General features: G+C 60.6%; 24 protein-coding genes, 4 tRNA genes and 4 pseudogenes. 17 read left to right on the top strand and 15 right to left on the bottom strand.

The window, feature by feature from the left end:
- The first annotated feature begins 148 nt into the window (after positions 1-148).
- The gene (locus tag EKH55_RS07050; protein ID WP_151611220.1) at positions 149-1,402 is read left to right on the top strand and encodes an MFS transporter; all 1,254 of its coding nucleotides are present in this window, start codon (positions 149-151) and stop codon (positions 1,400-1,402) included.
- Positions 1,403-1,876: 474 nt separating this feature from the next.
- On the opposite strand, the pseudogene EKH55_RS07045 reads toward EKH55_RS07050, so the two are convergent.
- Both EKH55_RS07045 and EKH55_RS07035 read right to left on the bottom strand, forming a co-directional pair.
- Positions 1,877-2,336, bottom strand: a pseudogene (locus tag EKH55_RS07045) (IS30 family transposase); the annotation flags it as partial.
- 78 nt (positions 2,337-2,414) lie between these two features.
- Positions 2,415-2,591 (bottom strand): annotated as a pseudogene (locus EKH55_RS07035) (ISNCY family transposase); the annotation flags it as partial.
- Between the two features lie 121 nt (positions 2,592-2,712).
- On the opposite strand from EKH55_RS07035, the gene EKH55_RS07030 reads away from it, so the two are divergent.
- Positions 2,713-3,744 (top strand): IS110 family RNA-guided transposase, encoded by a 1,032-nt coding sequence (locus tag EKH55_RS07030; RefSeq protein WP_151611218.1) that lies wholly within the window; start codon positions 2,713-2,715, stop codon positions 3,742-3,744.
- Positions 3,745-4,150: 406 nt separating this feature from the next.
- Here the strand turns inward: EKH55_RS07030 and EKH55_RS07025 are convergent.
- A pseudogene (locus EKH55_RS07025) lies at positions 4,151-4,369 on the bottom strand (transposase); the annotation flags it as partial.
- Positions 4,370-4,496: 127 nt separating this feature from the next.
- Between EKH55_RS07025 and EKH55_RS07020 the strand changes: the two are divergent.
- A complete protein-coding gene (locus EKH55_RS07020) occupies positions 4,497-5,528 on the top strand; it encodes an IS110 family RNA-guided transposase (protein ID WP_151611217.1) in 1,032 nt (343 codons plus the stop codon).
- A 336-nt stretch (positions 5,529-5,864) separates the two neighbouring features.
- Here EKH55_RS07020 and EKH55_RS07015 read toward each other — a convergent pair.
- From EKH55_RS07015 to EKH55_RS06970, 9 genes and pseudogenes are all read right to left on the bottom strand, one after another.
- Positions 5,865-6,663: pseudogene (locus tag EKH55_RS07015) on the bottom strand (IS30 family transposase); the annotation flags it as partial.
- A gap of 288 nt (positions 6,664-6,951) precedes the next feature.
- Positions 6,952-8,325, bottom strand: coding sequence for an ISNCY family transposase (locus tag EKH55_RS07010; RefSeq protein WP_151611216.1), 1,374 nt, complete (start codon positions 8,323-8,325; stop codon positions 6,952-6,954).
- A 178-nt stretch (positions 8,326-8,503) separates the two neighbouring features.
- Complete coding sequence (locus EKH55_RS07005; protein WP_069456440.1) at positions 8,504-9,340, bottom strand: MBL fold metallo-hydrolase; 837 nt, start codon at positions 9,338-9,340, stop codon at positions 8,504-8,506.
- Between the two features lies 1 nt (position 9,341).
- The gene (locus EKH55_RS07000; protein ID WP_151611215.1) at positions 9,342-10,121 is read right to left on the bottom strand and encodes a TatD family hydrolase; all 780 of its coding nucleotides are present in this window, start codon (positions 10,119-10,121) and stop codon (positions 9,342-9,344) included.
- 14 nt (positions 10,122-10,135) lie between these two features.
- Positions 10,136-11,686, bottom strand: coding sequence for a methionine--tRNA ligase (metG, locus tag EKH55_RS06995; RefSeq protein ID WP_151611214.1), 1,551 nt, complete (start codon positions 11,684-11,686; stop codon positions 10,136-10,138).
- A 212-nt stretch (positions 11,687-11,898) separates the two neighbouring features.
- Positions 11,899-12,930 (bottom strand): DNA polymerase III subunit delta', encoded by a 1,032-nt coding sequence (locus EKH55_RS06985; protein ID WP_151611213.1) that lies wholly within the window; start codon positions 12,928-12,930, stop codon positions 11,899-11,901.
- The gene (gene tmk, locus EKH55_RS06980; RefSeq protein WP_069456449.1) at positions 12,927-13,607 is read right to left on the bottom strand and encodes a dTMP kinase; all 681 of its coding nucleotides are present in this window, start codon (positions 13,605-13,607) and stop codon (positions 12,927-12,929) included. Before tmk ends, EKH55_RS06985 begins: the two co-directional genes overlap by 4 nt.
- Before the next feature lie 80 nt (positions 13,608-13,687).
- Positions 13,688-14,842 carry a D-alanyl-D-alanine carboxypeptidase family protein gene (locus EKH55_RS06975; RefSeq protein WP_151611212.1) on the bottom strand — a complete coding sequence of 385 codons (1,155 nt, stop codon included), beginning with the start codon at positions 14,840-14,842 and terminating at the stop codon, positions 13,688-13,690.
- Positions 14,843-14,899: 57 nt separating this feature from the next.
- A complete protein-coding gene (locus EKH55_RS06970) occupies positions 14,900-15,940 on the bottom strand; it encodes a septal ring lytic transglycosylase RlpA family protein (protein ID WP_069456444.1) in 1,041 nt (346 codons plus the stop codon).
- On the opposite strand from EKH55_RS06970, the gene EKH55_RS29345 reads away from it, so the two are divergent.
- The 5 genes from EKH55_RS29345 to lexA all read left to right on the top strand — a co-directional run bounded on the left by EKH55_RS29345 (position 15,865) and on the right by lexA (position 17,794).
- Positions 15,865-16,218 (top strand): hypothetical protein, encoded by a 354-nt coding sequence (locus EKH55_RS29345; RefSeq protein ID WP_192803785.1) that lies wholly within the window; start codon positions 15,865-15,867, stop codon positions 16,216-16,218. The genes EKH55_RS06970 and EKH55_RS29345 overlap by 76 nt on opposite strands.
- Before the next feature lie 10 nt (positions 16,219-16,228).
- Positions 16,229-16,316: transfer RNA gene (locus EKH55_RS06965), tRNA-Ser, on the top strand.
- Positions 16,317-16,451: 135 nt separating this feature from the next.
- A tRNA-Ala gene (locus EKH55_RS06960) sits at positions 16,452-16,527 on the top strand.
- A gap of 212 nt (positions 16,528-16,739) precedes the next feature.
- Complete coding sequence (locus EKH55_RS29340; RefSeq protein ID WP_165614664.1) at positions 16,740-16,907, top strand: hypothetical protein; 168 nt, start codon at positions 16,740-16,742, stop codon at positions 16,905-16,907.
- 176 nt (positions 16,908-17,083) lie between these two features.
- Complete coding sequence (gene lexA, locus EKH55_RS06955; protein ID WP_069456445.1) at positions 17,084-17,794, top strand: transcriptional repressor LexA; 711 nt, start codon at positions 17,084-17,086, stop codon at positions 17,792-17,794.
- A 658-nt stretch (positions 17,795-18,452) separates the two neighbouring features.
- Here lexA and EKH55_RS06950 read toward each other — a convergent pair.
- Positions 18,453-18,526, bottom strand: a tRNA-Cys gene (locus EKH55_RS06950).
- Positions 18,527-18,705: 179 nt separating this feature from the next.
- On the opposite strand from EKH55_RS06950, the gene EKH55_RS06945 reads away from it, so the two are divergent.
- Positions 18,706-19,530 carry a YrbL family protein gene (locus EKH55_RS06945; RefSeq protein ID WP_246231787.1) on the top strand — a complete coding sequence of 275 codons (825 nt, stop codon included), beginning with the start codon at positions 18,706-18,708 and terminating at the stop codon, positions 19,528-19,530.
- 15 nt (positions 19,531-19,545) lie between these two features.
- On the opposite strand, the gene EKH55_RS06940 is transcribed toward EKH55_RS06945, so the two are convergent.
- A complete protein-coding gene (locus EKH55_RS06940; protein WP_069456446.1) occupies positions 19,546-19,830 on the bottom strand; it encodes a hypothetical protein in 285 nt (94 codons plus the stop codon).
- 139 nt (positions 19,831-19,969) lie between these two features.
- On the opposite strand from EKH55_RS06940, the gene EKH55_RS06935 reads away from it, so the two are divergent.
- The 3 genes from EKH55_RS06935 to EKH55_RS06925 all read left to right on the top strand — a co-directional run bounded on the left by EKH55_RS06935 (position 19,970) and on the right by EKH55_RS06925 (position 20,866).
- Positions 19,970-20,044: transfer RNA gene (locus EKH55_RS06935), tRNA-Asn, on the top strand.
- 151 nt (positions 20,045-20,195) lie between these two features.
- Positions 20,196-20,534, top strand: a complete 339-nt coding sequence (locus EKH55_RS06930; protein ID WP_069456447.1) for an SMR family transporter — start codon at positions 20,196-20,198, stop codon at positions 20,532-20,534.
- 2 nt (positions 20,535-20,536) lie between these two features.
- Positions 20,537-20,866 carry an SMR family transporter gene (locus EKH55_RS06925; RefSeq protein WP_151611955.1) on the top strand — a complete coding sequence of 110 codons (330 nt, stop codon included), beginning with the start codon at positions 20,537-20,539 and terminating at the stop codon, positions 20,864-20,866.
- Here the strand turns inward: EKH55_RS06925 and EKH55_RS06920 are convergent.
- Positions 20,854-21,702, bottom strand: a complete 849-nt coding sequence (locus EKH55_RS06920; protein ID WP_151611211.1) for an SDR family NAD(P)-dependent oxidoreductase — start codon at positions 21,700-21,702, stop codon at positions 20,854-20,856. The two genes, EKH55_RS06925 and EKH55_RS06920, sit on opposite strands and share 13 nt — an antisense overlap.
- 314 nt (positions 21,703-22,016) lie before the next feature.
- Between EKH55_RS06920 and EKH55_RS06910 the strand changes: the two genes are divergently transcribed.
- From EKH55_RS06910 to EKH55_RS06890, 5 genes are all read left to right on the top strand, one after another.
- Positions 22,017-23,057, top strand: coding sequence for a cysteine synthase A (locus EKH55_RS06910; RefSeq protein WP_151611210.1), 1,041 nt, complete (start codon positions 22,017-22,019; stop codon positions 23,055-23,057).
- A 3-nt stretch (positions 23,058-23,060) separates the two neighbouring features.
- Entirely contained in the window at positions 23,061-23,810 is a 750-nt protein-coding gene (locus EKH55_RS06905; protein ID WP_151611209.1) for an alanyl-tRNA editing protein, read from the top strand.
- Between the two features lie 103 nt (positions 23,811-23,913).
- Complete coding sequence (gene sseA / locus EKH55_RS06900; RefSeq protein ID WP_069457059.1) at positions 23,914-24,774, top strand: 3-mercaptopyruvate sulfurtransferase; 861 nt, start codon at positions 23,914-23,916, stop codon at positions 24,772-24,774.
- Positions 24,775-24,779: 5 nt separating this feature from the next.
- Complete coding sequence (locus EKH55_RS06895; RefSeq protein WP_069457060.1) at positions 24,780-25,343, top strand: GNAT family N-acetyltransferase; 564 nt, start codon at positions 24,780-24,782, stop codon at positions 25,341-25,343.
- Between the two features lie 89 nt (positions 25,344-25,432).
- Complete coding sequence (locus EKH55_RS06890; protein WP_151611208.1) at positions 25,433-25,903, top strand: DUF1203 domain-containing protein; 471 nt, start codon at positions 25,433-25,435, stop codon at positions 25,901-25,903.
- Positions 25,904-25,916: the final 13 nt, after the last annotated feature.

The following is a 25,916-nucleotide window of genomic DNA, read 5'->3' as shown; positions in this document are numbered from 1 at the left end:
CCGAATGGTCGGCTGACGAACTCGTGAAATGGCGGCCTTGCGCTGCCCACACTGGTCATTGTAACGGTCACAAACTCCCTATTCTGCGATTTGCTAGGTAGGCGAGATCGATTGAAATCGGGATTGTTGCAGTAGATCGGGGGCGACGATGGAGTACGAAGAACAGCGGCTGAAACATGTGCTGTTCCTCATAATTGGGTCGGGTCTTGTGACCATCGCGCGTGCAATGACTCTCTCGTTCCTCGCCATCAAATTGCAGCAGTCATTCGGGCTCGGTCCCGCCATGATCGGCGCACTGTTGGGGGCCTTGGTGGGAGCGATTGCTGCCCCCTTCGCAGGATCCTTGTCGGACCGAGTGGGGCGCAAAACTGTGCTGACGCTTACCCTCCTTTCTATGGCTTTCGCTCTGGTTGGGATGGGGTTAGCTGAAACGGTTCTTGCGTTCTGCCTCGCTCAGATCGTAGCTGCTGTCGCCGTCGCGATATATGAGCCGATTTCACGCGCCCTGATGAGCGACGTATGCCCTGAACACGCACGTCTGAAGTATTTCTCTTGGCGCTACACGGCGTCAAATGTCGGTTGGGCCGTTGGGCCGCTGATCGGAATCGCAGCAGGCGCTGCATCCACGACCCTTTTCCTCATTGCAGGCATCGTCTATGCGATGTTTGCGTTTGCCCTGCATCTCTTGCAGGTTCCCCTTCATCGAGGGGATGTTCACCAAGCCGCCGCGTCGGCGGTGCCGGTGTTTCAGAGCATCAAGGCGACGGTCCGTGATCCGCGTCTGGCCTTCTTTGTCGCTGGCGGCATGTTGCCAATTGCCGTGTACGGTCAATGGTCGGCTACGCTTGCTCCCTATCTTTCGGACAATGTAGCTGGCGGCGTGGAGATTTTTGCATATCTCGTTTCGATCAACGGCGCAGTCGTTCTAATCGGCAATCCGTTCGCGCGGCGATTCATTGAACGTGCAGGCGCCCTAGATGCCCTCGTGATCGGCTGCGTTCTGTTCCTTCTGAGTGAGATCGGTTTTCTAACCTCCACGGCATTTTGGAGCTTGGCGATCTCGATGATTGTCTTCACGATCGGCGAGATTCTGGTCGTCCCATCCGAATACATGCTTGTTGACGGTATATCGAGCGACCGCAATAGGGGAAGCTATTTCGGGGCTCACTCATTCTCAACCGTCGGCAATTTCGTCGGCCCGACCCTGGGCGGCGTCATGCTTGGCGCTTTTGGAGGGCCTGGCATGTTCCTTCTTCTTGCGGGGTTTGCGGCCGCCAGCGCAATTCTATTTGCTGTCGGCACGAGAATGCCTCCCCCCAAGGCGACGACACAGCACGTTCGAACAGAGACGGCTGACACGACATCTGGCTTACAGCTTAGGGGCTGCTGCACCTACGTGTAGCGGGTTGAGATCATCCGCGCTCGGGGGGAAATTAACTGAATAGCCGGATAGGTAACCAGAATCGGCACTTTCGGCCCAGAGCAGTCCGCGAATCCTGCGTACCGGTTAGGCTCTCCCTCCGAACACGAGTCGAGAGGCCAGTCCGGCAAATACGGCAGCAAGGAGATAATTGGGTAGTCGAGCAAATTTCGACGAGAGCTTCATACTGCTTTTCGCCCGGGCCATAATCAGGATCATCCCCGTTCACGACGAAGCCGACGCATTTTAGGATGATTGCGAGGACCAGCATTTGCAATCTGATGGAACCGTTTCCTGGCGTCGTGAATTGCGGAAATAGCGCGAGGACGAACAGTGCCATTTTGGATTGAGGAGGTTGGTCGCCAAAGAGGCGACGACTGTCGCATCTCTAACTGGCTCATATGTCTCTAAAATGCGGTGTAAGTTCATGCCGAACTGCGACTTGTGCGTGTGAAGCTAGCCGACACGCCGCATTTGCGCGAGCAGTTTCTTGCGGAAGACTTCCGCCGGCGTTCGGTAGCCTAAGCACTTCCGCGGAGTCGAGTTGAGCCGATCGCAGATGTCCTTCAGCTCGCCGTCGGTGATCGACAGGGGATCAATCTCTCTCGAAAGCCATTTGCGAACCCGGCCATTGGTGTTCTCGACCGTGCCTTTCTGCCAGGGCGACTGCGGGTCGCAGAACCATGTCTGCGTTCCGATACCAGCCTGCAGATAGGGCCATTCGCTGAACTCAGTGCCCCGGTCAAAGGTGATGGAGCGTCGAGCGGCTTGGGGCAGGGGGTTGGAGCACCTCAATCAGCCCGTCCATGATCGGCTTCGATTGCCGGTCGTTGTTGCGCAGGAAGACCGCAAAGCGGCTGACCCGCTCGACCAGTGACGTCACATTGGCCTTGCCGAACTTCTTGCGAAACTGAATGAATGCCGTCCGAGCTTCTCGGCGATGACGGTGGCGCTGAGGCCGGCCGCTCGCCAGCGAGCGATCCTGCGACGTTCATCCATATCGATCTGGACTGTAGAAGGCGATCGGCTTGCCCCATTGCTGCAAGTAGGCCTTCGTCGCGTGCAGATAATCGAAGGTGTTCGCTGAAGTCGCAAAGCGCAGATGCAAGAGCTTGCCGGTGGCATCGTCGATATAGACGAGCAGGGCGCATTTGGGACCGCGGTTCTCGAACATGGAGTAATCGCGGCGCGACCGTCTCTGGATTTTGGGCTGGTGAGGGTGGTTGCCCCCGATAAGATGGAAAAACGGGCTCTCGATTGGAACCGGGCCCAAACATCGGATGGAGGCAACCTTGAACCAATATATTGGCCTTGATCTTTCTTTGAAAGATACCGCAATTTCGATCCGGGAAGATGGGAAGCGGATCTGGCGGGGGAAATGTCCTTCGGATCCTAAGCTTCTTGCACAGATGATCCGCAAAAAAGCTCCGCGCGCGCGGCGGGTCGTATTCGAAACGGGACCGCTGTCGACGTGGTTCTATCACGCGCTGACGAGCGAGGGGGTGCCGGCGATCTGCATTGAAGCGCGGCATGCGCAAAAGGTATTGAGCGAGACGCTCAACAAAACCGATGCCAATGACGCCGATGGTTTAGCGCAACTCGCTGAAGCAGGCTTTTACAAAGAGGTTCGCGTCAAGTCTTTTGACGCTATGTTGGCCCGCACATTGGTGGCTGCCCGCGAACAGCTCCTGAATATGTCAACGCAACTTGGCAATCAAATCCGCGGCCTGATGAAGACCTTCGGTCTCATCATCCCGAAAGGGAAGGGGCAGGTCTTTGATGGGGATGTGCGGAAGCTTTTGGATGGGAACGTCGAGCTTGCGAAGATTATCTTGCCTCTTTTGGAGGCGTGGCACGATATCCGCAAGCGCGCAGCCAATCTTGGTCGCCAGCTGCTTATAGTGGCCCGTGAGAGCCAAGCCACAAAGCTATTGATGACAATCCCAGGCATCGGCGCCGTCACGGCGGTATCCTACGTTACGGCAATTGAAGATCCAGAAAACTTTCGAACGTCGCGCTCGGTTGGCGCCTGGCTCGGCTTGACAACGCGGCGATATCAGTCAGGCGAGGTCGACTATGACGGCCATATCTCGCGAAGGGGGGACAATCGTTTACGTGGGCTGCTTTATGAAGCGGCGACAGTGCTTTTGACGAGAACCAGCGCCAGGACCGAGAGCAGTCTCAAGAGCTGGGGACTTAAGCTGCGCGAGCGCCTTGGCTTCAAGCGCTCCGCGGTGGCGGTTGCCCGGAAACTCGCGGTCATCATGCACAGCATGCTCAAGACGGGAGAAGTGTTCAACGCATCGGCTGGCGCCGCCGTATAGGCGACGCTCAGCCTTCATCCCTCAGCGCGTCATCTAACTTTGTGCTGAGCGTCCCTGCTGCGGACGTGGGCAGGATCATTCCGCTTCTGGTGGCTGCAGCTCGTTGAGACTGCGCCTCGAACATTAGGAAGATCCCACCTGCGAAGACCATTGTGCGGCGACATTTGTCGACCGCGGAGACAACCCTGCTCCCAGCACTGGATAGCTCAGAGGACACGGCCGGTGAGGGAAGATTCATTCAATTAGTTCAGCCGGGTTGCCTATCTCGCAAGCCGGCAAGGACATCGAATGCTCAAATCAGCTTGACGGATGGAATGCGATTAGACAACCACCAATGATGCGAGCCATCGATCTGGATCTGGAGAATCTAATCCAAGTGCAACAATGCCGTGTGAAGGGTAGGGCATCAGCTACTTTCGCGCAAATGCGCCATGAAGACCTCCGCCGGTGTTCGATAACCGAGGCACTTCCTGGGCAGCGAGTTCATGTGATGGGCAAGGGCGACCAGCTGTTGCTGGCTGACGGCGGATAGGTCCGTATCGCTTGGCACAAAGCGGCGGATGCGCTTGTTGGTGTTCTCGACTGCGCCTTTCTGCGACGGTGAATTTGGATCGCAGAACATGGAGTAATCGCGGCGCGATCGCCCCAAGCACTTTCCTAACATGATGCTGGCGGGGGTGGTTGCCCCCGATAAGATGGGAAAACGGGCTCACGATTGGAACCGGGCCCAAAACATCAAACGGAGAGCAACCATGGACCAGCATATTGGGCTTGATGTTTCATTGAAAGATACGGCGATCTCGGTTCGAGAGAGCGGGAAGCAGATCTGGCGGGGGAAGTGCCCTTCGGACCCAAAGCTTCTGGCGGAGATTATCCGCAAGCGCGCGCCGCACGCCAGGCGCGTCGTCTTCGAAACAGGGCCACTGGCGACGTGGTTCTATCATGCGCTGACGACCGAGGGAGTGCCGGCGATCTGTATTGAAGCGCGGCACGCGCAAAAGGTATTGAACGAGACACTCAACAAGACCGATGCCAATGATGCGGATGGCCTGGCCCAGCTCGCTGAAGCCGGCTTTTACAAAGCGGTTCGCGTCAAGTCGTTTGAAGCTATGATGATCCGCGCTTTGGTGGCGGCCCGCAACCAGCTCCTGACCCTCTCAACCCAACTTGGCAATCAGATCAGGGGTGTCATGAAGACGTTCGGCCTTATCGTGCCTAAGGGGACAGGTCGGGTGTTTGACGCCAATGTTCGAGAGCTTCTGGACAAGCAGACTTCTCTGGCAGAAATCATTTTGCCCTTGCTTGACGCGTGGCGCGACATCCGCAAGCGTGCGGCCATTCTTGACCGTCAACTCATTGCAACGGCGCGGCAAAGCGCGGCCACAAAGCTGTTGATGACAACTCCAGGCATAGGCGCCATCACTGCGGTCTCCTATGTCGCCGCAATCGAGTATCCAGACAACTTCCGAACTTCGCGCTCCGTTGGCGCCTGGCTCGGTCTCACCACACGCCGCTATCAGTCGGGTGAAGTCGATTATGACGGTCATATCTCACGAAGAGGGGACAGCCGTCTGCGCGGGCTGCTTTACGAAGCGGCGACAGCGATGCTTACGCGAACCAGCGCCAGGAATGAAAGCCGTCTTAAAGACTGGGGGCTGAAGTTACGCGACCGGCTTGGCTTCAAGCGGGCCACCGTGGCCGTCGCCCGCAAGCTCTCGGTCATTATGCATGCCATGCTCAAAACGGGAGAAGTCTTCAACCCATCGGCCGGCGCCAGCGCATAATGAAGGCCTGACAGACAATTACTCTCAGCGCGTTATCTTCTGACGCGACGAGGCGTCCCTGTCGTGGACGTAGGTCAGGTCATTCCGTGAAGCTGGCGGCAGCCCCCGAAGACTGCGCGCAGAACATAGGAAGACCCTTGCCTGCGAAGACCAACATGCGGCGGTCTTGTACCGACCGCGGAGACAACCATGCTCCCGACATACGATTGCCCTCACGTTAAAACGAAGCCGTGAGCGAACGCTGAGAACGCGCTAAATCAAGACTCCCGAATCCGTGCCGACAACGGCGCCCGGAGCTCATCGCACGTATCCACTCGGGCTTGACTTGCAAAGCGCGATCAGACAACCAGCTCCTGGCGCCGAGCCCATCTTCCAGAGCCTTGAAACCGCGAAACTCGGTACCGCGGTCGAAGGTGAAGCTCTGCCGGGCAAAGGCGGGCAGCGGTGAGAAGGCATCGACGATCTTGTCGATAAGCGGCCGAGAGTGGCGGCTGCCATTCTTGATCATCACCGTGTAGCGGCTCTTGCGCTCGACCAGCGAGGTGACATTGGCTTCACCGAGGTCGCGCCGGAAGATCAGGAGATCGCCCTCCCAGTGGCCGAACCGCGAGCGATCGGCAATGAAATCAGGGCGTTGGCTGATCCTGCAGTCCAACGGGATCGAGCCGTCGCGGGGTTTGCGGGAGCGGCGCGGGCGGCGCTTGCGGCGGCCTTCCGGCAGATGCTGATAGAGCTGCAGCGGATAATCTTCCTTGCCATAAATGAAGCGGTAGATCGTTTCCGTGCAGACACGCAGGGCGCTCACACCGTCGGCAAGCAGGCGGCCGGCGATCTGCTCCGGCGACCAAAGTGCCTTCAGCTGCTCAATGACCAGTTCGCGTAATTGCGGGTGGCGGCTGAGCTTGCGCAGCCGTCGCCGACGCTCCTTGGAGATGTCGTTGGCGATGCCGCCGTAGTAGCCGCTGTATTCCGGAAACTCGGCATCATGAAAGGTATTGCGCTTCAGTTCACGATAGATCGTCGATCGATGCCGACCGAGTTGGCGGGCGATGTCACCGACAGGAACCTTGCGTTCCACGAGCTGATGCAAACGTCGGCGGTCGGAAAGGGTGAGCTGCGAATAGCAGAGCGACATCCAAAAATCTCCAAGGCGAAGCCTTTGTTTTTATTGGCATGTCGCACTTGGAAATAGAATGTACCCCGCTACACAACATGTGGCGGCCAGGTTGAAATGTCCGGCGTGGCGCAAAGTTAAAATGTCACTTTGGATACGTCTTCAGCCATTTAGAAATGCGACACTCGGCATCTCCACTTGCGCTGAGGCAAGCCCCCGACCGGACCGGCTGGGCCGGGTTGCAAGGGAAGGGAGGGGGCGGGTGAATGGCACCAACCGGCTTTAGCTTTGAGACCTTGCGATGGCGGATCATTCCGCCGCATCGAGCTCAGAGAGCGCTTGCCGCCGCCGAGCAACGACCGCCGGATCGTTCATGAAATCCGTCCGCTTGCCCGGCCTGCGTCCCCGCGGCCTGTAGCCATTCTTCTCGCTGTTGGTCTTCACAACCGGCTTCTCTTGCTGGTCCTGACGGTCCTTGATGTAGGCCAGCACATCGGAAAGACGCTTGTTCTCGGTGATCGCCGCATGCGTCACGCGCTGGTCCTTGTCGAACACCCGGTAGGACAGGGAATGCCCCTTCCAGCGCACATCGAGCCGGCCATCGGCATAAGCGTAGGTCTCGACATAGCGGCCGACCAGTCCGCGCGTCACCTCGGTCTCTTCCAGCATGATCCGCTGGCGCTCGTAGGAGAACGTCAACTGGGCACCGACATAACGCTGCTCACGTTTGCAGAGGATCTCCTTCAGCCGGTCCGACGCGAGATTCATCGGCCGATGCAGATCATCCGGTCGGGCAGGGGTAATGGCAAACTGCCGGTTATAGCGCTCCATGAACCGAGGCAGGAAAGCGTTGCCGTCGTCCATGCCGCAGATGCCCTCCAGGCGCAGATCCTTGATCAAACGGTCCTGCAGCGTCCGGTTCATCCGCTCGACCCGGCCCTTCGCCTGGCTCGAGTTTGCGCAAAGAATCTCGATGTTTAGCTCTGACAGCGCACGCCCGAACTGGGTCATGCCCTGGCCGCCCTTGGCGTCCTTCTTCGCCACCCGGAACACCGAATGCTTGTCGGAATAGAAGGCGACCGGCGCACCATGCGCCTTCAGATAGAGTTCCAGCGCCTCGAAATACGTAAACGCGCTTTCCGAGCGTACGAAGCGCAACTGCATCAGCTTGCCGGTCGCATCGTCGATGAACACCAGCAGCGAACAGGGATCACCACGATCCTCGAACCAGCGATGCTCGGACCCGTCGATCTGCACCAGCTCGCCATAGGCTTCGCGGCGCAGCCGCGGCTGGTGAAACGTCCGGCGCTGCTTGCGCGACAGCCACAGGCCGGCCTCCGACATCCATTGGCGCAAGGTCTCGCGCGACACCGTCAGCCCATCGCGCTCGGCCAGCTTCTCGGCCGCCAGCGTCGGGCCGAAATCGGCATAGCGCTCGCGCACGATCGCCATGGCGTAATCGCGCACGCCGTCGCTAATCCGGTTGTTCGACGGTCGGCCGATCGCCCTGTGCCGGATCGCCGCCGCTCCATCCGTCCGGATCCGCTCCAGCAGTCGACGCACCTGACGCGTGCTCAAGCCCAGGACATGCGCCGCCGAAACCAGCGTCATGCGGCCGTCGACCACCTTCGACAAAACCTCGATCCGCTGCAGGTCGCGCTCGCTCATCGCAATCAATCCCATCCGCAATCTCCCACGTCATTGAAAACGCGGGGAGAGTGACATTCTTACTTTGCAGGAACAGGACACTTTAACTTTGCGGCTACACAACATGATCGCATAAGATAGATTATGGAACTCACGGGCGCCGCTGTATGCGCTTTTAAATCAATGCCTTCAAGTCGAATGCTCGATTGCGACGTCACGCCTCTTCGGCACTTGGCATCGCCACCTCGAACTCCAGCCGCATCATGTCGTAGGCCGGCTCGACGTGATCCGGCGTCTCGTCGCAAACCGTCTCATAGTCCAGCGGCACGTGCATGTGCGTGAGCACGGCGCGTTTCGGCTGAAGCCGGTTTATCCAGCCGAGCGATTGCACGAGCGACAGATGGCTCGGGTGGAACTTGTACTGCAGCGTGTCGATCACCAGGAGATCCAGTCCCAGGAGCTTCTCGACCGTCTCCGCCGGAAAATCACTGACGTCGCTGCAATAGGCAAAATCGCCGATGCGGAAGCCGAGCGAGTGAATATTGCCGTGAAACTGCATCAGCGGCTGGAATGCGACCGGACCGCCAGCACCGTGAACGGTCACGGGCGGCAAATCGTCCTCGATGACACGCGCTTCGACAATCGGCGGATAGCCGCTGCCTGGCGGCGACTCCAGGCAATAGCGAAAGCCATCGCGGATCCGGGACATCGTCAAGGCGTCCGCCCAGATCGGTATGCGCTTCCGGTTCTCGATGACGAAGCCGCGCAGGTCATCGATTCCGTGCAAGTGATCCGCGTGAGCGTGCGTGTAGAGCACCGCATCGATGTGGCGGACATCGGCTGCAATCATCTGGGTGCGGAAATCGGGCCCGGTGTCGATGACGACGGTGGTCTTGCCGCCGTCGGGAGCAAACTGCTCCACCAGTAGTGCTGCCCGCAAGCGCCGGTTGCGCGGGTTCGACGGATCGCAAGCGCCCCAGTCCCCGGTGATGCGCGGCACGCCCGGCGATGAGCCGCAACCGAGAATGGTGAACGCCCGCCGGAACGCCATGTCACAGCCTCGGCATCTTCGAGAAGATCCGGAGCGCGTTTTCGGTGGTGATGTCCTCGATCTCAGCCCGACTGACGCCGATCGTCTCGGCCAGAACGTCTGCAGTATGCGCGACATAAGCCGGCTCGTTGCGCTTGCCGCGGAACGGTTTCGGCGCCAGATAGGGCGCATCCGTCTCCACGATCATCCGGTTGCGCGGAAGGGTCTTGGCGATGTCCCTCAGTTCCTGCGATTTCGGGAAGGTCAGAATGCCCGAAAAGGAAACGTAGCCGCCAAGTTCGATACCGATACGCGCCAGTTCCGGACCGGATGAAAAACAATGGAGGAGGAAGGGGAAAGCGCCCTTCCCCGTTTCTTCCGTCAGGATTGCCGCCATGTCATCGTCTGCCGAACGGCTGTGGATGACGAGCGGCAGCCCGGTTTCGCGCGCTGCCTCGATGTGCCGCCGCAGGCCCTCGGCCTGCGCCTCGCGCGGAGCATTGTCGTAGAAATAATCGAGCCCTGCCTCGCCGATCGCCACCACCTTCGGATGTTGCGAAAGGCGAACGAGATCGTCGGCCATGATATCGAGCTCTTCGTCGGCATTGTGCGGATGGGTGCCGACGGAACAGAAGACGTTCGGATATTTTTCGGCAATCGCAAGGATCGTCTCGAAGCGCTTCACGCGCGTCGAGATCGTCACCATCTGGGTAACGCCGGCCTCGCGGGCGCGTTCGATGATCGCATCGCGTTCCGTTTCGAAGTCGGGAAAATCCAGATGGCAATGCGTGTCGATCAGCATTGATACGCTCTCGCTTACACTTCCGGCGCTACATAGCGCGGAAAGACGGGCTTCGGCGCCTCCAGCGGCGTTCCGGACACGAGCCGACCGGCCTCGCCGAGGCTGGTGAAATCCCGCTTTTCCGCTGGAACGGCGACGAGATCGAGCAGCTTGCCCGCCGATCCCGGCATGAAGGGCTGCAACAAAATGGCAATCTGCCGCACGACCTCCGCCGTCACATAGAGCACCGTCGCCATGCGCTCCGGATCGGTTTTCTTGAGCGCCCAGGGCTCCTGGCCGGCAAAATAGCGGTCGGTTTCGGAGACGACGGCGATGATGGCGGCGAGCGCTCGGTGGATCAGCTGCTTGCCCATCTCCTCGCGCGTCGTCTCGAGAAGCGCATCGGCCGCCGCAAGCATGGCTTTGTCTTCGTCTGTCAGCGGCCCGCAGGCCGGTATCCGGCCATCGCAGTTCTTTACGATCATCGAGAGCGAACGGCTGGCGAGATTGCCGATGCCGTTGGCAAGGTCGGAGTTAATCCGCGTCGCGATCCCCTCTTCGCTGTAGCTGCCGTCCTGGCCGAACGACACCTCGCGCAGGAAGAAGTAGCGGATCTGATCAAGGCCGAAATGCTCGACCAGGTTGAACGGATCGACGACATTGCCGAGCGACTTCGACATCTTCTCGCCCTTGTTGAGCAGGAAGCCGTGCGCAAAGACCCGCTTCGGCAGCGGCAGACCGGCGGACATCAGGAAGGCCGGCCAGTAGACCGCGTGGAAACGGATGATGTCCTTGCCGATGACGTGAATGTTCGCCGGCCAGAATTTCGCCCGCGGGCCTTGCGGATCGGTGAGGTATCCAGTGGCGGTCAGATAGTTGGTCAGCGCATCCACCCAGACATACATGACATGGGCCGGATCGCTCGGCACTTTGATGCCCCAGTCGAAGGTTGTGCGCGAGACCGAAAGGTCCTTGAGACCCGACTTGACGAAGGAGACGACCTCGTTGCGCCGCTCCGCCGGGCCGATGAAATCCGGATTGTCGTCGTAGTGCTTCAGGAGCTTTTCCTGATAGGCGGAGAGGCGGAAAAAGTAGCTCTCCTCCTCCACCCACTCGACCGGTGTTCCCTGGGGACCGTAGCGAATCCCGTCGGCGCGCAACTCCGTTTCATTCTCTTGGTAATAGGCCTCGTCGCGAACCGAGTACCAGCCGGCATAGGAATCCTTATAGATGTCGCCGGCCTCGCTCATCCGGGTCCAGATCGCCTGCGACGCCTCGTGATGCCGCTTTTCGGTCGTGCGGATGAAGTCGTCGTTCGACGCGTTGAGAAGACGCGCCATGTTCTGGAACTCGGCCGAGTTGCGATCGGCCAGTTCCTGCGGCGAAACGTCTTCCTTCTTTGCCGTCTGCTGCATCTTCTGGCCGTGTTCGTCCGTGCCGGTCAGGAAGAACACCTCGCGCCCGTCGAGCCGCTGAAACCGGGCAAGCGCATCCGTCGCGATCAATTCGTAGGCGTGGCCGATATGCGGCTTGCCGTTCGGATAGGAAATCGCGGTGGTGATGTAGAAGGGGGACGTATCTCTCATTGTCGGCTTCGATATCTCGGATCTGGAGTTAGCGCTGCTATTAGCGCATCGCCTTTAGGTAGGGAACCGCCGCGGCGAGAAAAAGCGGACGCCACGGAAGGCCAGCGGACGACCGGGAGCGGAATTGACATGGCCACGTCATGCTCTTCGCTCACCGGTATGAAATCGATCCCGCCACCGCGATCGAGCGGAAGTGGAAGTTCGCCCCTGCGCTATAAGCGGTCCTTCAGATCGTCCAGAAGCGACAGGACTGTCTGCTTGCGGTCGAGATTATAGCCTTCGCTGATCGCGAGGCGCTCGGCGAAGCTGCTGGAAAGATGTGCGAAGCGTTCCGCTCGCCCGATGTCGCCGGCCAAAGCCGCCTCACGTGCCAGTTGCATGACACGGCTTTGAAGGAGCGAGGCGAAGAAATCGAAGATCGTTTCGCTGTCTTTTGCCGAGAGAATGTCGGCGAGCTTGTGCATTTGCTTGCGCACCGCAGGTCCCTGCCCTGCGATCACGTCGTCGAAGGCAGCGGCGATCTCGAGGCCGCCATAGTTGATCAGCTTCAGCGCCTCGGCAACGCTCCCGCCCGCCGCTGCAAGGATCTGATCGGCATTGCCCCCACCCATGTCGAACCCGAGGTGCGCGAGTGCTTGGCGCATGGCCCCCGCATCGAGCGGCTTCAGCCGCAGCGGCAGGCAACGGGAGCGGATCGTCGGCAGGAGTTTCCCCGGCGCGTGCGTCAAGACAAGAAACAGCGATCGGCGCGGCGGCTCCTCCAGTATCTTCAGGATGGCATTGGCCGCGTTGCGGTTGAGGTCGTCGGCCGGGTCGATGATGACGATCCGCCAGTTTCCCGTCCCCGACGTCTGGCCGAAGAACTTTCCGGCGCGGCGCACTTCGTCAACCGTGATCGCACCCTTGACCCTCCCGCTCTTCTCATCGACCGGACGCGTCAGATGCAGGAGGTTGTGGGAGGCGCCGGAGGCAAGCTGACGGCTGACGATCGAACCGGGATCCGGGTCGCCGAGCCGGTCGGGCGCCTCCGTCGGCTCCGGATGGCAAAGCACGTGTTTGGCGAAGCGAAAGGCGAGCGTCGCCTTGCCGATGCCCTCCGGCCCTTCGATGAGGACCGCGTGATGCCCCTTGCCGGACTTGTAGCTCTGCGCGAGGAAGACTTCGGCCTCACCATGGCCGAAGAGCCTGCTGTTTTCGGCCGGCGCGATCGCCCCGTCCAGCACCCCTGGGCGTTCTGCTGTCATGTGGCCACTTCCGCCGCGGATGCGCGCGCCGCGTCCTCGCTCGGCAGCAGCGCCGCCACAAGGTCCAGCACGTCTGCAGCGATCACCTCCGGCGGGCGCGTCGCGTCCACGACCCGGCAGCGCTCCGGATCGGTCTCGGCAATATCGAGAAAGGCTTCGCGCCGCTTCTCATGCGTTTCCAACTGCTCCTTTTCGAAGCGGTCCGGCCCTTGATCGGCGGCGCGGCGACGCGCGCGCTCGAGGCCTACAATGGCCGGGAGGTCGAAGATGATCGTGAGATCGGGAACGACGCCATTGACGGCGACGCGCTCCAGTGTCTCGATGAAGCTCGCCTCGAGATTGCCGGTAATCCCCTGATAGACGCGCGAGGAATCCATGAACCGGTCGCAAAGGACGATCGTCCTCCTTCCGAGCGCCGGCCGGATCACCTGCTCGACATGGTCGCTACGCGCGGCGGCGAAGAGGATCGCCTCCATACGCACGCCAAAGGACTCCGCCGCCCCCGAAAGAAGCACGTGGCGAACCGCCTCTGCACCGGCGGACCCGCCGGGTTCCCGCGTCGTCAGCACGGCATAACCCCGCGCGCTGAGCGAATCGGCAAGCAGGCGCATCTGGGTCGACTTGCCCGCCCCTTCTCCGCCTTCGAACGTTACGAACAAACCCTTTGTCAGCGACACATGCTCTTCCAGATCGGCGTATTCCTGCCCTCTGTTTAGCCGATTGGTCTGCCGGAAGAAACCGTCACGGCGTGCAATTGTCACAGCCAGAAAAAGAGAAGTTCCTGCAAGGCGTCAAGCGCACGGCTCGTCAGCGTGCCCGGCTCGACGGCATCGGCTGTGCGGACTGGAACTTCCTTGACGAGCTCTTCTCCGTTCCAGAGCTTGACGACGCCGACCTCCTGTCCTGCGGCCACCGGCGCGCTGAGAGGCCACCGGTAGACGATGCGGGCGGTCAGCCGCTCCGGATTGTTGACCGGCAGCAACACGTCCACGGGTCCGCCGGCGACAAGCGCGACGTGGGATGCCGCCCCGCCATAGACGCTCGCTTCACCGATCGTTTCGCCACCGGCAAAAATCCGCCGCTTCTCGAAGTTCGTCATTGCCCATTCGAGGACGCGGCGGCTCTCCTCGGTCCTCTCCTTATCGCTCTCAAGGCCGCCCATTGCGAGATAGACACGGCGCTCTCCGCGCTGCATCGAAGCGGCGACCGAGAAGCCGAAGCCTTCCGCAAATCCCGTCGCCAGCCCGTCGACGCCGACATTGGCGGCGATCAGCGGATTCTTGTTGCGCTGGAAGATCTTGTTCCACTCGAAATCCGGCTGGGAATAGAGGCGGTAATAATGCGGATGCGCCTCGTGCAAATGCCGCGAAAGCGTGACGAGTTCGCGCATGGTCATCTTGTTTCCGGGGTCCGGCAGTCCGGTCGCGTTCTTGAATGTCGCGACCGGCATGCCGAGTTCGCGAGCCCGCTCCGTCATCCGTTCGGCAAAGGCCGTCTCGCTGCCCGCCATTCCCTCGGCCAGAACAATGCAGGCGTCGTTCGCCAGCTGTACAATCGCACCTTGCATGAGATCCGCGACCGCGACCTTCGACTTGATCGCGGCAAACATGGTCGCGGTGCCGGATGGCGCTCCGCCCGTGCGCCAGGCGTGTTCCGAAACTTCGAAGGTCGCGTGCGGCGTCAGTTCCCCCTTGTCGAGGGCCTCGAAGACCAGTTCCATCGTCATGAGCTTTGCAAGCGACGCCGGTGGCACGGGCTCGTTCTCGCCGCGCGCAAAGAGCACGCTCCCGGTCTCCGCATCGACGAGATAGATCTGTTTCGCCTTGGTGTCGAAGGCAGGCGCCTGTGCCTCCGCATCACCTGCGACGACCGCTGCAAGGACACCCACGATCGCCAGCCACACAATGCGCATGAGAAACTCCGGTTTCTTCACGGGCATAGCAGCGCCGCCAGACCTATTCAACCGGCGTCAATCGGCCAGAACGCCCCGGTTCTGCCGCTTTGCGTAGGCCCGAATGGAGTCGGACGTCAGCGGGTCCGGATCGGCCATGATCAGTTCGAATGGCGAAGCCCTGTCACTGACCCGGACTTCGACATAGGCGGCGGCATAGGCCATGTTGCCATCCGGCAACGGGATCCATTCCGGGCGCTCGGAGGGAACCGGCCCGATCTCCGGCAGCATCATGAACTCGGCAAGCGCGGCCGATGCCGGCGACGCTGCAGGCGGCGCCGTGAGCGCATTCAACGACCTCGTTGCGCCAAGCGTCGATTTCGCCGGAATCGTCAGAGTCCCAAGGTCCTGTGCCTGATCGCGCAGCGGTTCGTTCGAAGCCACCATGACCCCCGTCGCGATCTGCCCTTCCGGCGCGATGCGAGGGCCGCGATCGCCCTTGGTAACGTAAGACGCCATGAGATAAGGCATGTCGTTGCCCTCGAGCGGGGCTCGGCCGACATATTGCACGCGTACCTGGGCACTTCCCTTGCGCTTGATATCGAGCAGGTCGGCGGTCTTCGAGGAGACATCGATGATCCGGCCGAATTCATAGGGCCCGCGATCGTTCACCCGCACAATGACGGAGCTGCCGTTCTCGAGATTGGTCACGCGAGCATAGCTCGGCAAAGGGAACGTGGGATGCGCCGCGGAGAGGTGATACTTGTCATAGACCTCGCCATTCGCCGTCAGCCGGCCATGAAAGGCCGAGCCGTACCAGGAGGCCATGCCGGTCTTGTTGTAGCCCGGCTCCTCCTTCGGCTGATACCACTTGCCCTTGACCTGATAGGCATTGCCGACCTGGAATCGCCCGCCGCCCTTCGGAATGTTGCGCCCGTTGGCCACTCGCGGACTTGCTTTGACCCCGTAGACCGATTCGGCGAAATATTCCTTGCTTCTCGACTTGCTCTTCTTGACGCTGGACGTCGAACCGCAGGCCGCTAGTGCTGCGCAAAGCAGTGGAATTGCAGCGAGGCGCAATCCCCTCGCAAGGCATGCCGCTTTTCTACGAGATATCATCTGTCCCCAAGGTCATTCGCGAAATTCGTGCCCGAACGATCCGCATTTCACCCCCGCGGATCTTTCGACGTCCCGGAAAGGGACAATCGTGTAATGATGACAACAACAAGGCAAAAATACGAATTTCTAGGCGAGATCGCGCCGGGTTTTTCTCGTTATGGTTTACAAAACGTAAATACCAGACCGACGGAGATGCGCAGTACCAAGCGGCAGAGGCCGAAGAAATTCGTGCGGGCGGCGAGCTTAAATCTTGCAACGAACCGCACTTCGCGCAATAACGCGCTGCCCGGATGGGTGGCCGAGCGGTTTAAGGCACCGGTCTTGAAAACCGGCGACGGGCAACCGTCCGTGGGTTCGAATCCCACCCCATCCGCCAGCGTGAACTTTGTCCGACCCGGCACCTGCTCCCATTCGGACTCGACTGTCTGCCGACGTCTCGAGCACGTTCGGCCAATTCAGCCGAGCGGGCTGGCGCGCGCCGTGGAATTCTTCTATATAGTCCAGGCCTGCCGGGGTCGTAGCTCAGTTGGGAGAGCGCCGCAATCGCACTGCGGAGGTCGAGGGTTCGACTCCCTTCGACTCCACCATTCTTCTCTTTGTCCAGCCCGGAGCCGTGATGCCCGATCTGCCCGGCGGCGGCGGCAGGTTTCTTCGCCGAGGCGCATTGCGCCAAGTCGTTTACCGGGAACACAAAATGCTGGTTTCGGCCACCAAGGTTTCCTTGCCATCGCTGGCGAATTGAGGGACAGTTGGGGTCTGCATCTTTTCGTGTCGGCAACTCCCGCGAGTGGAGAAAATCATGTCCTCTAAAACTCTGATGGCGGTTGCAGCATTGGCGCTCCTGTCACTTTGGGGATGCGCCACCACCGGCGCTACGGGCAACACGACCTACGCGCAGTGGTACGGCCCCTACCCTGAGCCTGACTTCGACGTTCTCAGTCCCGGGGGTCTGCGCCTCGCCTATTGATCGGGCGCCACATCAACGCTCCATCGCCCGACAGCCCAATGGCTTGTCGGCCCCGGCAAAGCGACGCCGCCCAATTCAGCATGGCAATATTCACGGAATGTTAGGCACTTGCGGAACACAAATGGAACGGATAGTGTCTGTTCTTGATTTGTTTCGCGATTCTGGAGTGACGCGCCATGCTGACCCGCAAGCAACAGGAATTGCTTCTCTTCATTCATGAACGAATGAAAGAGTCGGGAGTCCCGCCGTCCTTCGATGAAATGAAAGACGCGCTCGATCTTGCGTCGAAGTCGGGCATCCACCGGTTGATCACTGCGCTCGAGGAGCGGGGCTTCATTCGCCGGCTTCCCAATCGGGCACGCGCACTTGAAGTCATCAAGCTGCCGGAAGCCTATACGACACCGGCGCAGCCAAGGCGCGGCTTTTCGCCGAGCGTCATCGAGGGCAGCCTGGGCAAGCCATCTGCCGCGCCCAGGGTCGAGGCGCCACCCGCAGAGACGTCCTCGATTGCGGTTCCCGTGATGGGGCGCATCGCCGCCGGCGTCCCAATTTCTGCGATCCAGAACAATACGCACGAGGTTTCCGTTCCGCTCGACATGATCGGCAACGGTGAACATTACGCACTGGAAATCAAGGGCGATTCGATGATCGAGGCCGGCATCCTCGATGGCGACACCGTGATCATCCGCAACGCGAGCACGGCCAGTCCGGGCGATATCGTCGTGGCACTGATCGATGACGAAGAAGCGACCCTGAAGCGATTCCGCCGGAAAGGTGCGTCGATTGCCCTCGAAGCGGCGAACCCGGCCTATGAGACCCGGATATTCGGACCGGACCGGGTGAAAATCCAGGGCAAACTGGTCGGGCTGATACGGCGGTATCACTAGCCCATCGCCCCGGTGATCGGAGCCGTTTCGTTTGGCCGATGCATGGGTATTTGCGCACAGTGCGTGATCGAGTGGGCAACAGTTATCGTCCGAAGCCTTGGGCGGTAGACGTTCCGCTCGACGTTGCGGCCGACCAGCGCCGAGTACTTTCGTCTGGCTGCCTCCCCCCATCCCCGCATGGGCGTAGAGCCGTCCGCAGGTGGACGGTCGGCGCCACGGGTATTCTCCCCGGTTATCGTATCGGTTTCGGGCCCAGCTCAATCTCCCTCGGGTTCGGCTTTCATGTGGGAGACGGCATGGCTTGGCCGGTCGGATCTGCAGTCCTGGGTTTGCCCATGGACTCTCCTCCTTGTTGCGATCTCGACGCGATCCATGGGTCCGATGAAAGTTCCTCCAAAGCGCTGCCTATGGAGTCTTGCTGGATCGGATTGCGCGCACACCGTTCTCGCGGCCACGCTCGCGGTATCGCTTGACCATGCGGCGGGCGATTCCGCCTGACCAACGCGCTCCGACGATCAGGCGGTGGTAAAGCGGCGGCCCGGTCAGGCCGGAATCGACATTCTGCAGGCAAGCGGCCGTTGCCGCAGCGGCTGAAGATCACTTGCCAAGAAATTTGCCGGCGCACATCGGTGCCACCAGCCGGATCATCAGGGGAATTTGGAGGCCTCGCCCGGAATTGAACCGGGGTACAAGGATTTGCAGTCCTCTGCGTCACCACTCCGCCACGAGGCCTCATCGACAAGAAATATCAAGTCGTGGCGAGCGTTTAGAATCATTCGAGATGAACCGCAAGAGGCAATTTCCGAAAAACGCACCCCTCGTCTCGGCCCATCGTAAAAGGAGGTTGGACACTGGAATGCCCAGCCTCCCAGTTCGATCGCAATAAACTCACCCATAAGGTAGGATTTTCCTTGATTTTCCTCAACCGGCGCTGTTTTGTCACAAAACTTTCACACTTAATGGGCGAGGACATGTTCGACGGCAAGATCTCCCTTTCCGACTGGCACCAATGTGCAGGCGGGCACCAGCGGTGTGTTTTCGAGCATGACCTCTACCCGAATATTTTGGTCAAGGTTCTCAGAATCAGGGGCAACAGCGGCGAGCGCCAATCGACGCGGATGCTGCGCTTCATCGATCGCTTCAAGCGGTTCGGTGCCTACCGGACATTTCGACGCGAAGTCGACGAGTTCATCGAACAGGCCCGAAAGTTCACCCTGTCCGACACAGCCGATCTCCCCATCCCCGGAGTGCTGGGCTTCGTTCAGACCGAACACGGCCTCGGTCTCGTGGTCGAGAAGATCACTATGGCAAACGGACAGTTGGCCCCAACCTTGCGCGACCTGGCGCTGGCGGGGCGGTTGACGGCCAGGCACCTGGCGATGATTGACGAACTTTTCGAGCGCTGTCGCCGGCTTCACATCGTGCTGATGGATTGCAATGCCGGCAACTTCGTAGTGACGGACCGTCGCGGTTTTGAGGAACTGATGTGCATCGACGGGACCGGTGAAAAAAGCCCGTTGCGCATTTTCGCTCTCAGCCGCAGGGCCAACGGCTTCAGACTGCGGCAAATGCGTGAGAAGCTGTTTCTCAAACTCGCCAGAACCTTGAACGATCCGGCGGCGCTGCCCAACGAGGGGCACGTCCACACGGTCCTAGAGCCGTATCTGCGGCCGAAGCGCAGACTTCACGCGGTCGAGGGCGTTCCGGACGCACTCAACGTTTCACGGGCCAGCTAGCCCGAGATCGCAATTCTACTTCCCCGACGTTTTCTCGGTATTGCCGCGCCAGCGGGCCCACCACACGGCGAGTCGTCGGCGTGCGCGGCGCACAACCGGTATGTCGTGCGACAGCACCAGCAGCCCGAGCGGTATCATCCAGAAGCCGAGGACCGGCAGGAAGCCGAGAACACCGCCAGCAATGAGCAGAAGCCCAATCGTCACCCTGAGGGCCGGCGAGTCGGGCAGGCCGACGCGCCATGTACCGAGAATGATTTCCCGCGTTTTCGGATCGATACCGAAATGCTTCTTCTTCGCCATTGCTTCCTTCCTGCGACTTTCCCAGAATTGGTGCTTTCTCCACAGCCGAGCAAGCGGCGCTTTCAATTTTTTTTGAAAAATCGCTTGGCAAATCGAAAAAGCATTTGTATTAGCAGCCTCACTTCTGCGGCGCAGATGATCCCTGGTAGCTCAGCGGTAGAGCACTCGACTGTTAATCGATAGGTCGCCGGTTCGAATCCGGCCCGGGGAGCCAGTTTCGAAGAGCCATTCGCGGCGAAGGCCGGAGTGGCTCTTTTCGTTTGCTAGCGCATCGGCCGAAAATCGATGCGCAGATCCAATGATTTACAGCGTCCTCTGTGTGCCCTGAAAAACGCACGGCGCCACAGGTCCATCAGAGGTTCCGGATGCGCTTCGCGTGGTTTTTCCTGATTCTCGCCATTGGCACCGAAATCGCCGGCCTCACCGCCATGAAGGCCGCCGGGGGCGCCTATGTCGGCCATGCGGTCATGTATGGCTCGATCGCGCTCTCCTACGTGTTTCTTGCTATGGCGGTGAAGACGATTCCCGTCGGGGTCGCCTACGCGATCTGGGAAGGCTCGGGCGTCGCGCTGATCACGCTCGTCTCGGTCATGGTCTTCGATCACGTGCTGACCGGTCGCGAGATGCTCGGCCTCTCCATGGCCGTGTCCGGTATCCTTCTCGTCAATGCCGGCAAGGTGCAGGACGAGGAAAGCGCGGCATGAGCATGCCAGTCTTTTCCTTCTCCTCCTTCGCCTTCGCAGTGCTGGCCGGCCTTTTCGACGTGGCTGCCAACCTCGCCTCCTCGAGATCGAACGGCTTTAGTCACCGCGGCTGGGGTGTGCTTTCGATTGCGCTCGTGCTCGCCGCCTTTGCGCTGCTCGCGGAGGCCGTCAAAGGCATGGAATTGGCGATCGCCTATGCCGTGCTGGGCGCTACCGGCATATTTGGAACGGCGATCTCGGGCCGCCTTCTCTTTGGCCAGAGATTGAAGCCGATCGGGTGGATCGGTCTCTGCCTGATCTTCGGTGCGGTGCTGGTGCTTCACACCGCCTGACGCGGCCGTCCCTTTGAACGGGACTCCTTGTGCTTGGGCGCCGTGTTGCGCGGTGCCCGCCACGGCATCAGCCAGCGGAGAACCGGAAAATAGACCCCATAGGGCAGAAACTTGAGCAGCTTGACGAGATAGGTGAAGCGTTTCGGGAAGGTGATCTCGAAGCGTCCGGACTTCAGCCCTTGCGAAATCCGCGCCGCCGCCGTCTCGGCGCTGACGAGTGCGGGTCGCGGGAAATCGCCCTTTACGGCGCCGCGTGTATCGACGAATCCCGGACAGATCAGTTGCAGGCGTATGCCGATTTGGTCGAGATCGAATTTAAGGCTCTCGGCCATGTTGATGAGAGCTGCCTTGGTCGCACCGTAGGCGGCGTTCATGGGCAGGCCGCCATAGCCCGCAACGGAGGAGACGATGGCGATCTGCCCATGCCCCTTCGCTTTCATATGTTCGACGAGCGGCACAAGGCAATTGACAACGCCCTGGAGGTTGACGGCGAAACTCCTGTCGAAGGCATCGTGATGCAGATCGTCACCACGCACGGGGATTGCGACGCCCGCATTGAGGATCGCGAGCGCCACCTGTCCATGCTCGTATTCGATCGCCGTGATCACCCGCTCCATGTCATGGGGGTGGGTCACGTCCCCGTCGAGGACGATCATTTTCCCCGGCCCTGTCGCTTCGTGCTGCAGAGCGACCAACTTGTCGTGGCTGCGCGCCGTGACGACGACGCAATAGCCTTCCTCGACGAGTTGCAGGGCCACGGCGCGCCCGATTCCCGAACTCGCGCCGGTTATCCATGCCAGACCGTGCTCTGGGCGGGCGGTAAAAGCAGTCGTCATCTCCTCCTCGCATCCGTTGGGACTTTGCCTCTCCCCGCAAAGCCCGACCTTTCATCCAAGGCCGACCGCTGCGACGGCAATGCCGCCTGCACCTCCGCTTCCCGCCCATCATTTGACCGCGGAGACGATTTTTGCCCGGGACAAGAAAGCTTCGAAACGCTATTTCTTGTTTATTCAACAGGCTAGGCGGAAAAGACGCCAACATTTCGGCGACCGATATACCCGCACGAAATGTTTATCGGCTTGCCGTCAATCCTGGTTAGTGCTTGGCTTGAGGCTCGGCATACGTTCCGTTCAGCGCGAGGTTTCTTAAAATGCGTGTTCTTCCGTCCGTGCTTGAAGCAATCGGCAATACGCCGTTGATCCGGCTCAAGGCCGTCTCCGAAGCCACCGGCTGCAACATCCTCGGCAAGGCGGAATTTCTCAATCCTGGACAGTCGGTGAAGGACCGGGCAGCCCTCTGGATCATCCGCGCCGCCGAGAGAGCCGGCACGCTCCGGCCGGGCGGCGTGATCGTCGAAGGCACGGCCGGCAATACGGGCATCGGCCTTGCCGTCGTGGGAAGCGCCTTGGGCTATCGCACGGTCATCGTCATCCCGGAGACCCAGAGCGAGGAAAAGAAGGATGCGCTTCGCCTGATGGGCGCCGAACTGGTGGAGGTCCCGGCGGTGCCTTACAAGAACCCCAACAACTATGTGAAGATTTCCGGGCGGCTGGCGGAGGAACTCGCCAGCACCGAGCCAAACGGCGCCATCTGGGCGAACCAGTTCGACAACGTCGCCAACCGGCAGGCGCATGTCGACACGACCGCGCCGGAGATCTGGCGGGACACCGATGGCAAGATCGACGGCTTCATCTGCGCCGTCGGCTCCGGCGGCACGCTCGCCGGGGTGGCCGAGGGGCTGCGCGCCCGAAATCCCGACGTCAAGATCGGCATTGCCGATCCGGAAGGCGCCGCCCTTTACAACTATTATGCGCATGGCGAGCTGAAGGCGAGCGGCAGCTCGATTACCGAAGGCATTGGCCAGGGCCGAATCACCGCCAATCTCGAGGGATTCACACCGGACTTCGCCTACCAGATCCCCGATACGGAAGCCGTGCCCTACGTCTTCGACCTGATCGAGGAGGAAGGCATCTGCGTCGGCGGTTCCACCGGGATCAACATTGCCGGCGCCGTGCGGCTGGCGCGGGAACTCGGGCCCGGGCATACGATCGTGACGATCCTGTGCGACTATGGCAACCGCTATCAATCGAAGCTCTTCAACCCCGACTTTCTCAACTCGAAGGGCCTGCCGGTGCCCGGCTGGCTTGCGCGGACCTCGAGCATCACTGTTCCCTACGAACCAGTCGAGTGATCGATGACCAGAAGCGTGACCGCCCTTTTCCGTAATGATTTCTATCTGTCGACCTGCGAGGCGCAGGTCACGGGGCTCCTGGAGGATGGCGGGATCGAACTGGACCAGACCTGCTTCTACGCCGCCTCCGGCGGCCAGCCGGGCGACACGGGCTTTCTCGAGCGCGAGGACGGGAGTCGCATCGTCATCGCCGACACGCGGCATGGCGCCACCAAGGACGTCATCGTGCATCTGCCCAACCTCGGGCAGCCGCAGCCGGCCGTCGGCGAGAAGCTCGTCCTGCACATCGACTGGCCGCGTCGCTATCGGCTGATGCGCATGCACACGGCCTGCCACCTGCTTTCCGTCGTCTGCCCCTATCCGATCACCGGCGCCGCCGTCGGCGTGGAGGAAAGCCGCGTCGATTTCGACATGAGCGAAACGATAGACAAGGAACAGGTGACAGCGGCCCTGATGAAGCTCGTCGACGAAAACCACCCGGTCTACGTGCAATGGATCACGGACGAGGAACTCGCCGCCAATCCCGGCATCGTCAAATCGAAGAATGTCCGCCCTCCCGTCGGGCTCGGGCGCGTGAGCCTTGTCTGCATCGGCGAGAACTCTGCTATCGACAGTCAGCCCTGCGGCGGCACCCATGTCTCCGAGACCCAGGAGGTCGGCGCGATCCATATCGCAAAGATCGAAAAGAAGGGTAAGGAGAACCGGCGGTTTCGCATACGATTCGGAACGCCGGACGATCGCGCTGCCGTCTAAAGGGCGTTCGTTCGACGCGCTTTAGATCGTTGATTTTTGTGCATGTCGTTGCCTCTGCTGCGCGCGCCGCGGGCGACAGGCATCAGATTCGTGGAGTGACGAGATGAATGACAAGAACAACAGGAGCGTCTTCGTTGTCTCCGCCGACTGGCTGGAGCAACGCCTCGGCGATCCCGGGACCAAGATCGTCGATGCCGCCTGGTACCTGCCGGCGCAGAACCGAGACCCCAAGGCGGAATATAAGGCGGCTCATATCCCCGGTGCGGTATTCTTCGATCAGGATGCGATCGCGGACCAGACGAGCGGACTGCCCCACACGCTGCCCTCGGCTGAAGCCTTCGCCGAGGCCGTCGGCGCCATGGGTATTGGCGAAGAGGACACGATCGTCGTCTATGACGGCCCCGGCATCTTCACGGCGCCGAGGGTCTGGTGGATGTTCCGGATCATGGGCGCGAAGCACGTCTACGTCCTCGACGGCGGCATGGATGGCTGGAGGGCGGATGGCCGTCCGACCACGGCCGAGGTTCCAAACCCCGCACGACGCAGGTTCCACACGGCCGTGAACGAGCAGGCCGTCACCTCCTTCGAGCGCATGAGGGACATCGTCGAAAACCGTCTGGCGCAGATTGCCGATGCCCGCAGCGCCGGCCGCTTCACAGGCGAGGAGCCGGAGCCGCGCGCGGGGATGCGGTCGGGCCATATGCCCGGCGCCAGGAGCCTGCCCTCCGGCGTTTTCTCCGAGAGCGGAAAGCTCAAGAACCTCGAATCGCTGCGCACGATATTTGCGGATGCCGGGATCGACCTGGCGAAGCCGGTCGTCACCACCTGCGGATCCGGCGTTACCGCCGCGATCATCACACTTGCGCTCCAATCATTGGGACATACGGACAATACGCTCTATGATGGCTCCTGGTCGGAGTGGGGCGCTCGTCCCGATACGCCCGTCGCAATCGGTAGAGAGTGAAAACCATGCAAGGATCGAAGCCTGCCGCAATCACGGCACAAGTCACCGAGCTCGAAATGACGTCGCCGCCGAAGCAGAGCCTGCCGATGCCTGTGAACCTCCATACGGCGATCCTCCGCGTACTCGATATCCCCCTTGCCTACTACCACTTTCTCTATCTGGGCGTCGGCAAGCGTTGGCACTGGACGGACCGCCTGCGCATGAACGATCAGGAACTGGCGGCCGTGCTGCATGACAAGGCGACGTCGCTGAGCGTTCTCTACGTCAACGGCGCGCCGGCCGGCTTCTTCGAACTTCAGCAGCGGGATGAGGACATCGTGGAAATCACCCATTTCGGGCTGATGGAACATGCGCTCGGGCTGGGCTTGGGAAAATGGTTCCTGCTGCAGACCTTGTTTGCCGCCTGGGCTATGGACCCGTCCAAGGTCACGGTCTCGACCAACAGCCTCGACCACCCCCGTGCGCTGCAGCTCTATCAGCAATTCGGTTTCTCGCCCGTCGCGACGGGAGAAGTTACCATTGAGCCGCTGACGGACGACGAACTGCTCGCTTTCGCCAAGAAGCTGTAACTAACCATACGGGCGCGGCAAGTTTCGGGTGTCGCGACCGGTCACCAAGGCGCATTGTCCTCGATAGCTTTTCATGAGGAGAATGCTCAATGACTTTGCGCTACATTTGCATGCCGGCCGAAGAGGCGCAGCGGATCTGGCGGGGCGGGCGCGATGCCAATGGCAATCTGCCCGAGCGGCACATTTCGGACGGTGATGGTGTGCCTTGCCGGCATTGCCTCAGCAATGTCGAGGCGGATCAGCCCTATCTGATTTTGGCATATCGCCCCTTTTTGTCAGTCCAGCCTTACGCTGAAATGGGACCTATCTTCCTTCATGCCGAGGAATGCCCCGCCGCCGCGGATGGACAAACTATGCCGCCCGTTCTCACATCCAGCAAGGATTACCTGCTTCGCGGTTATGGCGCGGATGAACGCATCGTCTACGGGACCGGGGGCGTCATACCGCAGGAACAGCTCGAGCAGCGCGCCGAGGAGTTACTGGCGCGGCCGGACGTCGCCTTCGTGCATGTGCGATCCGCCAAATACAATTGCTACCAGTGCCGCATCGAAAGGTGCTGAAGCAGCCGAGTGG

It is taken from the genome of Sinorhizobium alkalisoli (assembly GCF_008932245.1).
Taxonomy (GTDB): Bacteria; Pseudomonadota; Alphaproteobacteria; order Rhizobiales; family Rhizobiaceae; genus Sinorhizobium; species Sinorhizobium alkalisoli.
The sequence above is the reverse complement of the archived record's forward strand: the minus strand, read 5'-3'. Positions and strand labels throughout refer to the sequence as shown.

Bases quoted from the DNA above. Each gene is read 5' to 3' on its own strand.
- EKH55_RS06910 (WP_151611210.1), top strand. From the start codon at position 22,017: ATGCGTGTTCTTCCGTCCGTGCTTGAAGCAATCGGCAATACGCCGTTG.
- EKH55_RS29340 (WP_165614664.1), top strand. From the start codon at position 16,740: ATGTCCTCTAAAACTCTGATGGCGGTTGCAGCATTGGCGCTCCTGTCA.
- lexA (WP_069456445.1), top strand. From the start codon at position 17,084: ATGCTGACCCGCAAGCAACAGGAATTGCTTCTCTTCATTCATGAACGA.
- EKH55_RS06895 (WP_069457060.1), top strand. From the start codon at position 24,780: ATGCAAGGATCGAAGCCTGCCGCAATCACGGCACAAGTCACCGAGCTC.
- metG (WP_151611214.1), bottom strand. From the start codon at position 11,686: ATGAGAGATACGTCCCCCTTCTACATCACCACCGCGATTTCCTATCCG.
- EKH55_RS07005 (WP_069456440.1), bottom strand. From the start codon at position 9,340: ATGGCGTTCCGGCGGGCGTTCACCATTCTCGGTTGCGGCTCATCGCCG.
- EKH55_RS06975 (WP_151611212.1), bottom strand. From the start codon at position 14,842: ATGCGCATTGTGTGGCTGGCGATCGTGGGTGTCCTTGCAGCGGTCGTC.
- EKH55_RS07050 (WP_151611220.1), top strand. From the start codon at position 149: ATGGAGTACGAAGAACAGCGGCTGAAACATGTGCTGTTCCTCATAATT.
- EKH55_RS06890 (WP_151611208.1), top strand. From the start codon at position 25,433: ATGACTTTGCGCTACATTTGCATGCCGGCCGAAGAGGCGCAGCGGATC.
- EKH55_RS06920 (WP_151611211.1), bottom strand. From the start codon at position 21,702: ATGACGACTGCTTTTACCGCCCGCCCAGAGCACGGTCTGGCATGGATA.
- EKH55_RS06970 (WP_069456444.1), bottom strand. From the start codon at position 15,940: ATGATATCTCGTAGAAAAGCGGCATGCCTTGCGAGGGGATTGCGCCTC.
- EKH55_RS07010 (WP_151611216.1), bottom strand. From the start codon at position 8,325: ATGGGATTGATTGCGATGAGCGAGCGCGACCTGCAGCGGATCGAGGTT.
- sseA (WP_069457059.1), top strand. From the start codon at position 23,914: ATGAATGACAAGAACAACAGGAGCGTCTTCGTTGTCTCCGCCGACTGG.
- EKH55_RS07000 (WP_151611215.1), bottom strand. From the start codon at position 10,121: ATGCTGATCGACACGCATTGCCATCTGGATTTTCCCGACTTCGAAACG.
- EKH55_RS06925 (WP_151611955.1), top strand. From the start codon at position 20,537: ATGCCAGTCTTTTCCTTCTCCTCCTTCGCCTTCGCAGTGCTGGCCGGC.
- EKH55_RS06930 (WP_069456447.1), top strand. From the start codon at position 20,196: ATGCGCTTCGCGTGGTTTTTCCTGATTCTCGCCATTGGCACCGAAATC.
- EKH55_RS07020 (WP_151611217.1), top strand. From the start codon at position 4,497: ATGGACCAGCATATTGGGCTTGATGTTTCATTGAAAGATACGGCGATC.
- EKH55_RS06940 (WP_069456446.1), bottom strand. From the start codon at position 19,830: ATGGCGAAGAAGAAGCATTTCGGTATCGATCCGAAAACGCGGGAAATC.
- EKH55_RS06985 (WP_151611213.1), bottom strand. From the start codon at position 12,930: ATGACAGCAGAACGCCCAGGGGTGCTGGACGGGGCGATCGCGCCGGCC.
- EKH55_RS06905 (WP_151611209.1), top strand. From the start codon at position 23,061: ATGACCAGAAGCGTGACCGCCCTTTTCCGTAATGATTTCTATCTGTCG.